The 9,688-nt window shown below is 42.2% G+C and carries 12 protein-coding genes and 2 pseudogenes; 12 read left to right on the top strand and 2 right to left on the bottom strand.

What is annotated here, in order from left to right; all coding sequences use genetic code 11:
* Window positions 1-84: 84 nt before the first annotated feature.
* Complete coding sequence (locus tag SD31_RS07020) at window positions 85-936, top strand: tryptophan synthase subunit beta (RefSeq protein WP_197053588.1); 852 nt, start codon at window positions 85-87, stop codon at window positions 934-936.
* Window positions 937-965: 29 nt separating this feature from the next.
* Here SD31_RS07020 and SD31_RS07015 read toward each other — a convergent pair whose 3' ends face one another.
* Together SD31_RS07015 and SD31_RS07010 are read right to left on the bottom strand one after the other, a co-directional pair.
* Entirely contained in the window at window positions 966-1,913 is a 948-nt protein-coding gene (locus SD31_RS07015) for a polysaccharide deacetylase family protein (RefSeq protein ID WP_039053611.1), read from the bottom strand.
* Between the two features lie 135 nt (window positions 1,914-2,048).
* On the bottom strand, window positions 2,049-2,498 hold the full coding sequence (locus tag SD31_RS07010; protein ID WP_039053610.1) for a hypothetical protein: 450 nt from the start codon (window positions 2,496-2,498) through the stop codon (window positions 2,049-2,051).
* A gap of 229 nt (window positions 2,499-2,727) precedes the next feature.
* On the opposite strand from SD31_RS07010, the gene ychF reads away from it, so the two are divergent.
* The 11 genes and pseudogenes from ychF (at window position 2,728) to SD31_RS06970 (ending at window position 9,668) form a co-directional block, all read left to right on the top strand.
* Window positions 2,728-3,828 carry a redox-regulated ATPase YchF gene (gene ychF, locus SD31_RS07005; protein ID WP_039053609.1) on the top strand — a complete coding sequence of 367 codons (1,101 nt, stop codon included), beginning with the start codon at window positions 2,728-2,730 and terminating at the stop codon, window positions 3,826-3,828.
* Between the two features lie 123 nt (window positions 3,829-3,951).
* A complete protein-coding gene (locus tag SD31_RS07000; protein WP_039053608.1) occupies window positions 3,952-4,521 on the top strand; it encodes an NADPH-dependent FMN reductase in 570 nt (189 codons plus the stop codon).
* 52 nt (window positions 4,522-4,573) lie between these two features.
* Window positions 4,574-5,152 carry a DJ-1/PfpI family protein gene (locus tag SD31_RS06995; RefSeq protein ID WP_039053607.1) on the top strand — a complete coding sequence of 193 codons (579 nt, stop codon included), beginning with the start codon at window positions 4,574-4,576 and terminating at the stop codon, window positions 5,150-5,152.
* Between the two features lie 8 nt (window positions 5,153-5,160).
* On the top strand, window positions 5,161-5,541 hold the full coding sequence (locus tag SD31_RS06990) for a hypothetical protein (RefSeq protein ID WP_039053606.1): 381 nt from the start codon (window positions 5,161-5,163) through the stop codon (window positions 5,539-5,541).
* Between the two features lie 23 nt (window positions 5,542-5,564).
* Window positions 5,565-6,359, top strand: a complete 795-nt coding sequence (locus SD31_RS17255; RefSeq protein WP_231561265.1) for a hypothetical protein — start codon at window positions 5,565-5,567, stop codon at window positions 6,357-6,359.
* Between the two features lie 7 nt (window positions 6,360-6,366).
* On the top strand, window positions 6,367-6,489 hold the full coding sequence (locus SD31_RS17250) for a hypothetical protein (protein WP_410528245.1): 123 nt from the start codon (window positions 6,367-6,369) through the stop codon (window positions 6,487-6,489).
* A pseudogene (locus SD31_RS17245) lies at window positions 6,480-6,979 on the top strand (phospholipase D-like domain-containing protein); the annotation flags it as partial. The gene SD31_RS17250 and the pseudogene SD31_RS17245, both read left to right, overlap by 10 nt.
* A 21-nt stretch (window positions 6,980-7,000) precedes the next feature.
* Window positions 7,001-7,624 carry a phospholipase D-like domain-containing protein gene (locus SD31_RS17240; RefSeq protein WP_410528246.1) on the top strand — a complete coding sequence of 208 codons (624 nt, stop codon included), beginning with the start codon at window positions 7,001-7,003 and terminating at the stop codon, window positions 7,622-7,624.
* A 95-nt stretch (window positions 7,625-7,719) separates the two neighbouring features.
* Window positions 7,720-8,717, top strand: a pseudogene (gene trpS / locus SD31_RS06980) (tryptophan--tRNA ligase).
* Window positions 8,718-8,725: 8 nt separating this feature from the next.
* On the top strand, window positions 8,726-9,343 hold the full coding sequence (locus tag SD31_RS06975; protein WP_039053605.1) for a deoxynucleoside kinase: 618 nt from the start codon (window positions 8,726-8,728) through the stop codon (window positions 9,341-9,343).
* Between the two features lie 61 nt (window positions 9,344-9,404).
* Window positions 9,405-9,668 carry a transposase gene (locus SD31_RS06970; protein ID WP_039053604.1) on the top strand — a complete coding sequence of 88 codons (264 nt, stop codon included), beginning with the start codon at window positions 9,405-9,407 and terminating at the stop codon, window positions 9,666-9,668.
* The last annotated feature ends 20 nt before the right edge of the window (window positions 9,669-9,688 follow it).

Below are 9,688 nucleotides of genomic sequence, written 5' to 3'. Positions count from 1 at the left end.
CAATTGTTTATCTTGTGAGAACCCGTATGATTGAGATCTCACAAGAATAAACAATTGCATAGGTCAGATTCTGTTGGCAAAAAGATGGGAGCTACAGAAATCATTGCCGAGACAGGAGCAGGTCAGCATGGCGTGGCTACCGCTACGGCAGCAGCCATCTTCGGTATACCTTGTAAAATATTTATGGGAGAAATCGACGTAGAACGACAGGCCCTCAACGTGCGCCGCATGCGGCTACTGGGAGCCGAGGTGATCGCCACGAACCTAGGTAGCCGTACCCTCAAAGATGCCGTGGATGCTGCCCTGGGCTACTATATCGAAAATCCTAACTCCTTCTATCTGCTGGGATCTCACGTAGGACCGCATCCTTATCCTAAAATGGTAGGATACTTCCAATCCGTCATTGGACAAGAAGCTCGGCAACAGATATTGGAATTTGAGGGTAGATTGCCAGACAGCATCTTCGCTGCCGTAGGTGGAGGTTCCAACGCCATAGGTCTGTTCTCCGGCTTTCTGGAGGATGAGTCGGTAGAAATTCATGGCGCCGAAGGGGGTGGTGACGGCACCTACCCTAATACCGCCGCTACACTGTCTTTTGGAAAACCTACTATCTTCCAAGGTACCAAATCGTATTGTTTGGTGGACGAAGAAGGAAACCCTATTCCTTCCAAGTCTATAGCTGCCGGATTGGACTATCCCGGAATATCGCCACAACACGCCCAGATGAAGGATAGCCAAAGAGCAAAGTACTATCCCGTGACAGATGCCGAAGCGGTGGAAGCGTTTAAGCTGCTTTCCAAACTGGAAGGTATCACTACAGCCATCGAAAGTGCTCACGCCGTAGCCTTGGCTATCAAAGTGCTTAAAGACAAAAACCAACTGGCAATAGTCAACGTGTCCGGTCGCGGTGACAAGGACGTTGAAAGAGAAATGTAAAAGAGAAAAAGGGCTTTAAAAGCCCTTTTTTAATATTTTATTGGATAGTCTTCCATAAACTCGAATTTATAATCCATCTTTTTGAGACTATCGATAAGGTCACCTAAGAGCTTCTGTCCCTTTTTGGTTTGAAACATATTGTCGTGCATCAAAAACACTACATTGTTCGGCTCTCGCGATGATTTATTGTTCATAAAGTTGACAATTCGATGGAAAACGGTTTCCAAAGGTATGTTAGGATTACCTGTATATCCATCTAAGCGCCATTCTACATCCCACCCGAACACTTTATACCCATCCGCAAACAGTTTATCCGCGGTAGGTGCAGCACTAGGTATATCGATCTTACGCTCCTTATCATAGATCCAGATATTTCTTCCCGGAAGACGGGCGATTTTGGCCGACAGTTGCACCTGCTCTTCATTCTTCTTAAAATCTTCAAAGGCGTTGTCACTGTTGGCATAGAAGCTTGTCAACCTGTTGAAGCCATGCGTATAACTGTGATTGTACACAGCCACCAAAGGATTCTCCACATAACGGTTGAGGTCGCGCTGACGCGTCTTTCCCATCGTAGCGTGACGTCCCACCACAAATGCATTCACCTTTACATTTTTAACACGAGCAATAGAATCTATAGCTTTGCTGCCTACCAATGGTCCGTCATCGAAAGTCAGGTATATATGCTTAGGCTTTTTGTCAAATTCACGACGTAGTGAATCTTTCAGTCGCTTACGCTGAATTTTGATATCCACCGGATTAAGGCTATCTACCTTAAAAACAATAAGATTTTTGCGCAAAGAATCCCACTTGTCATGAAGCACAGGCCTAGAGGCTAGTGTATGCTTATCTTTGTTAAAGATAGAATCTATTGTTTGGGAACCTAAAGCACTGTTAGAAAAATTGTTACACGACTGCAACACCAACGAACCGAGGACTACTCCAGTCAATTTATATAGTCCTCTCAACATCTTCCACATTATCTGTATGATTTTCCACAAAATTAACACAATTATGAATACAATTTCCAACTTTTGCAGCCCTTTCTTCGACAAAAAGTAGTTAAAGCCCCACAAACAAAGAAGGGTTTCCGTAATTGAAACCCCTTCTTTATTTTATCTTCTTCTATCTCTTCTGTCGTGTTTGTGTTTAGGCTTGGGAGCCGGTTTATGAGGTTTGTGGTGGTGATGCACATCACGGATTACCACTTGATTTCTTACATGCGCATAGCGTGCATACGCATCTCTGTGGCGCACATGATATCTCCATGGATCCGGATCGTTGATCACTACCTTATATGTACGGAACAGATCCACATGACGGTAACGTGCTGGCAACTTCGACTTGGTCACCCACTTTTTACCTTGCCAATAAACATATTTTCGAGTTGCTACATTATAGTATACATTAATCTCTGGCAGATAATAAAAACGTGCATACTCATATCCTACAGGTCCCCATAAAGGTTGTGTTCCTATATTGATGCTGACATTGACTTGTGCTTTCGATTCATTGATAAATAACATTCCTCCGGCTAGTAACGCAATGTAAAGTATATTTTTCATGGTGACCTTCCTTTTGTTGTAATAGTAAATAGTCGATATAGTTCTTAATGTTGTTTTCTGATAGTATGACCTCCGAATACGCCGAAAGGATTAATGAAGCATAAAATTTTTCTGTAAATTATTTGTTGCATAACCAACCATCGATAAATAACGTTTCCCATAAAATAAGTATGCACTTTATTTGTTATCTTTGCCCAAATTTTTAAAAAATCTTACAGCATAATAATTTATGGCTTTACAATGTGGTATCGTAGGCCTACCGAACGTAGGTAAATCAACATTATTCAACTGTTTGTCCAATGCTAAGGCACAGGCGGCAAACTTTCCTTTCTGTACTATAGAACCTAACGTGGGCGTCATCACAGTTCCGGACCCACGTCTTAATAAATTGGCAGAGCTGGTAAAGCCACAGCGTATCGTCCCTAATACTATAGAAATCGTGGACATCGCCGGCCTCGTAAAAGGAGCTTCCAAAGGGGAAGGGTTAGGAAACCAGTTCTTAGGAAATATCCGTACGACGAATGCCATCATTCACGTATTACGTTGTTTTGATGACCCTAATGTTATCCACGTAGATGGATCGGTAGACCCTATCCGCGACAAAGAAATCATAGACACCGAGTTACAGCTTAAAGATTTGGAAACAGTAGTAAAACGTATCCAAAAAGTAGAGAAAATGGCAAAGACCGGTGGCGATAAAGAAGCAAAGAAAACATTCGAGATTCTTTCGGTGGTGAAAGAGCATCTTGAATCCGGCAAGTCTGCACGTACAGCACCGTTAAGCCCTGAGGATTTTGATTATATCTCGGATCTGTCGTTATTGACGGTAAAGCCAGTAATGTATGTATGTAATGTAGATGAAGGATCTGTCCTTACTGGAAATGCTTACGTAGAACGTGTCAAAGAAGTCGTGAAAGACGAAAAAGCCGAAGTGTTGGTTATCTCTGCTCAAATCGAGTCAGAAATTGCACAGCTAGAAAGTTACGAAGAGCGCAAAATGTTCTTGGAAGACCTAGGATTGGAAGAATCCGGGGTTCATAAGCTCATTCGTGCGGCTTACTCACTACTCAATTTAGCTACTTACTTCACCGCCGGCGTACAGGAAGTTCGCGCCTGGACCATAGAAAAAGGATTTACAGCACCACAGGCTGCTGGCGTCATCCATACAGACTTTGAGAAAGGATTTATCCGTGCCGAAGTTATCAAATACGAAGATTTCATCCATTACGGCTCCGAGACAGCGGTAAAAGAAGCAGGGAAAATGGCCATCGAAGGCAAAACCTATATCGTAGAAGATGGGGACATCATGCATTTCCGCTTCAATGTGTAAGGCACTCAACAGAAAAGCATAAAAGAAGAGGGTTGATAGGTATTTATCAACCCTTTTTTATTATAACACAGAAATTGACGTCCACATTACAGGAAAAAGAATAATTTTAAGTACATTAGAAGTATGAAAATTCTGGCATTTGGCGCAAGCAACAGCTCGGACTCCATTAACAAAAAGTTTGTAACGAGTGTGTCGAAATATTACAAGGAAATTGACGATGTGATCGAGATTCTCGACCTTAATGACTTTTCCGTCCCTATGTATTCCAAAGATTTGGAAGCTAAAGAAGGTATTCCTCAGAAAGCTTTGGACTTTGCCGCCAAAATAGATTGGGCAGACTTTATCCTTATATCCTTTGCGGAAAATAACGGCAATTATAATGTCGCTTACAAAAACCTTACAGACTGGATATCACGAATCAAAGGACGTAAGATATACAACGGCAAGCCTGTATTTCTCATGGCTACAAGTCCAGGAGCTCGTGGAGGACAGACGGTGCTGTCCATAGCGGCAGAAAGACTTCCTCTCGACGGTGCCGAAGTGCTAGACACCTTCTCCCTACCCGAATTTCAACACAACTTCGAAGAAGGTAAGGGTGTAATCAATATGCTTTATAGAAGTCAGCTGGAAGCTAAAGTACGCCGCACAAAAAAACTTATGAAAGAAAAATTGGAGAACACAAACAACATTTAAAATTTATACAACACTACTATTATTATTGTTAAACAAATAAAAAAATTGAGATATGGCAAAGAAAGTATTGTTATTAGTTGGTGATTACGTAGAAGACTATGAGGCTATGGTACCCTTTCAGGCTATGGGTGCCGTAGGTATAGACGTTGACGCCATTGCTCCTGATCGCAAGGCCGGAGATGTAGTGCCTACAGCAGTACACGATTTCACTGGAGATCAGACATACAAAGAATTGCGAGGACACAACTTCGCCATCAATAAGGACTTCGACGCGGTAAATCCCGAAGAATACGACGGCTTATATATCGCCGGAGGTCGTTCGGCAGAATATATCCGTTTGAACAAACGTGTCCTTGAAATAGTAAAACATTTCTTCGATGCCGACAAGCCTGTAGCAGCTATATGTCATGGCATTCAGGTGCTGACAGCAGCAAAAGTACTCGAAGGAAGAACATTGACCGCCTATGTGGCCGTAGGTCCAGATATCGAGTTGGCTGGCGGAACATGGAAAAACGTACCTGCCGATCAAGCAGTGGTAGATGGCAAACTTGTAACCTCACCTGCTTGGCCTGGACACCAACAAATTCTAAAAGAATTCTTTAAATTGTTGAACATTCAAATTAGTTTGTAAGACATAGTATGAAGAAAACCAAAAGGGTATGGCTTATTGCCATACCTCTTATTTTAATATTGGGTTATCTGATTTGGGATGCCTACAGCCAACCCAACATCAAAGACCTTCCGGGAGATTTTGAAGAGGTAGCCTTCGTTCGCAACGAACAGAACAAAGGAGGAATAGAACGTATCTATGCAGTGACAGTAGGTGATATTGCCAATGCCAACTTTGAGGCCTGTGCTGACCTTTTCCCTGTCAACGACTTCAACAGCGTGACGCGCATCTATTTCTTCGACAAAAGAAAACCGTATCCCACAAAATTATCTATAGACCCTCCATACTATGACACAAGCCGCTATGAGGCTATCAATATCTTGAAACGTAGAGGGGTAAAAAACAGATAAGTTCATTACAAGGGCAAGGTGTGATGGCAAGAAAATATATACCCAGAGATATCAGTTGGCTCAGCTTCAACGAGCGCGTCCTTCAGGAGGCTGCAGACCCTTCGGTTCCTTTATTTTCGCGAATAAAGTTTCTAGGTATATTTTCAAATAACCTGGATGAGTTTTTCAGGGTACGGGTCGCCGGCCTGAAGCGCGCCCTCCTAATAAATGAAAAGGACGCCAAAGAAATCTTCTTCGAAAAGCCGCAGCTCATCCTCGACGAGCTGAACAAAAAAGTAATCAAGCTGCAGAAAAAATTCGGCCGCATCTGGAAAGAGGTTCAAAAAGAAATGGCCAAAGAGGGTATTTTCTTGAAAACCTGTGAAGAGCTATCGGAAAAGCAGCAGCGTTTCGTAAAATCCTATTTCAACAAAGAGGTAGAATCTAACGTCATCCCTCTTCTTTTGGATGACCACCGTCCTATCCCCTATTTACGCGACAAATCACTTTACTTGGGTATCGCCATGAACAAACGTTCGCAGCCCGAAGCCGTAAAATTCGCCCTTATTGAAATCCCAACAGAACATCTAAGCCGCTTTATTATTCTTCCTTCACCAAAGAAAGAAAGACATATTATCCTCTTGGAAGATATCATACGCTTCAATCTGCCGTATATCTTTTCCTTCTTTGGGTTCGACGACTTTCAGGCTCACTCCTTTAAGATTACACGCGATGCAGAGTTTGACCTAGGCAACGATATCAATACTGACTTAGCAGAAAAGATTGACCAAAGCCATAAAAAACCGACGCAAAGGAAAACCTACGCGCTTTGTGTATGATGAGGACATGAATCCTCAGCTTTTCGATTACCTCATCAGAAAGCTCAACCTCTCCAAGCAGGACAGCATCATCCCGGGAGATAAAATCCATAACTTCAAAGACTTTACTGGACTTTCCCAATGTGTTTAAAAAACATAACGCAACCCGAAGAGAGAAGCTCTTTTCTACATCCGGATCTAGCTAATAAACAACGTATTGCCGATGTAATAACAAAGAAAGATGTCCTGTTGGCCTTTCCCTACCACACCTTCGACCATATCATAGACATGTTGCGCGAGGCGGCTATAGATCCTGATGTCACCTCGATAAAAATTACTGCCTACAGACTCGCTGACAACTCCAAAATAGGAAATGCGCTAGTCAATGCCCACCGCAACGGTAAGGAGGTTACGGTTATGCTGGAACTGCGTGCCCGCTTCGACGAATTGAACAACCTGGCCTGGAAGGAGCGCTTTGAGATGGAAGGCATCAAAGTGTTAGTTGCTTCCCCAACAAAAAGGTACATGCCAAGCTGTGTATCATCACCAAACGTAAAGGCCAAAATATTATCCAGTATGGCTTTGTAAGTACAGGCAACAGCAATGAGATGACAGCTAAAATATATAGTGACTTCTGCCTACTGACAAGCAACAAATCCGTCATGAAGGACATCGACAAAGTCTTTCTGGTCCTAGATAAGCCTAAGCTCGACATCGAACGCCATCTTATAGGTGACAAGGCCATGCTCTTCTGCCCCACACAGCTGCGTCAACGTCTGCAAGAATACATAGATAAAGAGATCGAAGAGGCTCGCAAAGGAAATAGGTCGCATATCCTTGTCAAAGTAAACTCCTTAAGTGACAAGGCACTAATCAAAAAACTTTACGAAGCGGCAGAAAATGGAGTGAAAATAGAGCTTATCGTACGGGGTATATACTGTGCCATGCAACAAGAAAGTTTCAAGCAGCCCATCCGCGCCATCAGCATCGTGGATGAGTATCTAGAGCATGCCCGAGTATTCTATTTTTATCATGGCGGTAAAGAACATATGTACATCTCTTCGGCAGACTGGATGACACGTAACCTAGATTTCCGCATAGAAGCTTCCGTACGTATCAAAGATAAAACCATCCGCAAGCAGCTGCTAACCATGCTCAACATACAGCTTGCAGACAATGTGAAAGCCAGAATTCATGACAACGAGCTTTCCAATGCGTACGTGAGAAATGATAAAGCTCCCTTCCGCTCCCAGATAGAAATCTACAAATATTTAAAAGGTTTGTAAGTCTCTTCGACATACAAATTTTCTTGACATAAAATTCACTTATACTCTTCTTTTTAATTCCTATAAAAAAGAATAAATGTGTATTTTCGCAACATATGGAAACAGTTGTTAGTGGTATTAGAAGTACCGGAAAATTACATTTAGGTAACTACTATGGAGCTTTGAGCAACTTCGTCAAAATGCAGGACGAATACAAATGCTTCTTTTTTATAGCAGACTTGCACTCTTTGACAACACATCCTACACCACAGGATTTGCAATCTACCGTTCGCAATGTGGTAGTAGAATATTTGGCAGCAGGTTTGGATCCAGAAAAATCAACTATATATATACAGTCTGACGTTCCTGAGGTGGCAGAGCTATACCTCTATATGAACATGAATGCTTACTTAGGTGAGTTGGAACGTTCAACATCCTTCAAGGATAAGGTTCGTGCAAATCCAAATAACGTCAATGCCGGTTTGTTGACCTATCCCGTATTGATGGCCTGCGACATCTTGATTCACCACGGAACGAAAGTGCCGGTAGGTAAAGACCAGGAACAGCATCTTGAAATGACAAGAACTTTCGCCAACCGTTTCAATCACCTTTACAAAACGGATTATTTCAAAGAAGCTTTTGCCTTCTCCTATTCGGATAATCTGGTGAAGGTTCCAGGATTGAGCGGACAAGGAAAGATGGGGAAATCTAACGGCGATGCGACTGTATCTATTTGTCGGACAGCGCAGAAACTATACGCAAGAAAATCATGCGTGCCGTGACAGACTCCGGACCTACCGAACCTAACCAACCAAAGGCTGAACCTATTCAAAATCTGTTCGACCTGATGAAGGTAGTTTCTTCTCCGGACACGTTAGCACATTTCGAAGAGCTGTACAACAAATGTGAAATCCGTTACGGAGACTTCAAAAAGCAACTGGCAGAAGATATGGTCGTCGCTACCGAGCCCGTACGTTCTCGTATAGAAGAAATTGCCAAAGATGATGCGTATATTAGTAAAGTTATCAAGATGGGAGCGGAAAAAGCTCAGGCCAGCGCACAGAAAACAATTAAAGAAGTAAGAGAGATCATTGGTCTTAAAAAACTGTATTAAACCAAGATATGCATATAGCAATAGTAGGAAATATCGGTGCCGGCAAAACTACCCTAACAGGCCTGCTGGCGCAACACTTAAATTTCGAGCCACAATATGAGGCTGTGGAGAACAACCCTTATCTGGAGGATTTCTACAGCGACATGAAACGTTGGGCTTTCAACCTTCAGATATTCTTTTTGAATAGTCGCTTTAGGCATATCGTCGAATTACAGAACAAGGGTGCCAATATCGTACAGGACCGTACCATCTACGAAGATGCTTACATCTTCGCCGAAAACCTGTACGATATGGGGTTGATGAGTGCGCGTGATTTTGATAATTACAGCAACATTTTCCACAGCATTATCAACTATATCAAACCACCTGACTTGTTGATCTATCTGAAAGCGTCGGTGCCTACATTGGTCAGCAACATACAGAAGCGCGGTCGTGACTACGAATCGGCCATACGTTTGGATTATCTGTCTAAGTTAAATGAAAAATACGACAAATGGATCAGCAACTACAAAGAAGGTAAATTGTTGATTCTCGACAAAGATAATCTTGATTTTGCCAACAACCCCGAAGATTTGGGTTTCATCATCGAAAAAGTTGACGCCGAACTTTACGGCTTATTCAAATAAAACGAAAGCCTCCAAAAATAGACATGCCCCAAAAAGTTAGACACTTATTTGGGGCATTTTTATGAGTAAAAAACAGAAGTATAATTTCAATTTTAAGTTACGTCTAGTAACCACTATTCTACGAGGTAAAGACAGTATTGGAAGCCTTGCAAAGCGAGAAGGATTAAGTAAATCGAATTTACAATTTTGGCTTAGGCTTTACCAAAATTATGGCAAGCAAGGCTTGCAAGGTGTAGCCAAAAAATCATTCACCATAGAAGAAAAAATCACATATAATTCGAGAATATCATCAGACTGGTATATCTTTGATGGACACCTGTGTTAGGTATTGTATCTCTAACCCTT

This window comes from Sphingobacterium sp. T2 (assembly GCF_000814685.1).
GTDB classification, from domain to species: domain Bacteria; phylum Bacteroidota; class Bacteroidia; order Sphingobacteriales; family Sphingobacteriaceae; genus Sphingobacterium; species Sphingobacterium thermophilum.
The sequence above is the reverse complement of the archived record's forward strand: the minus strand, read 5'-3'. Positions and strand labels throughout refer to the sequence as shown.

Coding starts and splice junctions, on each gene's coding strand:
- SD31_RS07020 (WP_197053588.1), top strand. CDS start 85: ATGGGAGCTACAGAAATCATTGCCGAGACAGGAGCAGGTCAGCATGGC.
- SD31_RS07015 (WP_039053611.1), bottom strand. CDS start 1,913: ATGTGGAAGATGTTGAGAGGACTATATAAATTGACTGGAGTAGTCCTC.
- SD31_RS07010 (WP_039053610.1), bottom strand. CDS start 2,498: ATGAAAAATATACTTTACATTGCGTTACTAGCCGGAGGAATGTTATTT.
- ychF (WP_039053609.1), top strand. CDS start 2,728: ATGGCTTTACAATGTGGTATCGTAGGCCTACCGAACGTAGGTAAATCA.
- SD31_RS07000 (WP_039053608.1), top strand. CDS start 3,952: ATGAAAATTCTGGCATTTGGCGCAAGCAACAGCTCGGACTCCATTAAC.
- SD31_RS06995 (WP_039053607.1), top strand. CDS start 4,574: ATGGCAAAGAAAGTATTGTTATTAGTTGGTGATTACGTAGAAGACTAT.
- SD31_RS06990 (WP_039053606.1), top strand. CDS start 5,161: ATGAAGAAAACCAAAAGGGTATGGCTTATTGCCATACCTCTTATTTTA.
- SD31_RS17255 (WP_231561265.1), top strand. CDS start 5,565: ATGGCAAGAAAATATATACCCAGAGATATCAGTTGGCTCAGCTTCAAC.
- SD31_RS17250 (WP_410528245.1), top strand. CDS start 6,367: ATGAATCCTCAGCTTTTCGATTACCTCATCAGAAAGCTCAACCTCTCC.
- SD31_RS17240 (WP_410528246.1), top strand. CDS start 7,001: ATGAAGGACATCGACAAAGTCTTTCTGGTCCTAGATAAGCCTAAGCTC.
- SD31_RS06975 (WP_039053605.1), top strand. CDS start 8,726: ATGCATATAGCAATAGTAGGAAATATCGGTGCCGGCAAAACTACCCTA.
- SD31_RS06970 (WP_039053604.1), top strand. CDS start 9,405: ATGAGTAAAAAACAGAAGTATAATTTCAATTTTAAGTTACGTCTAGTA.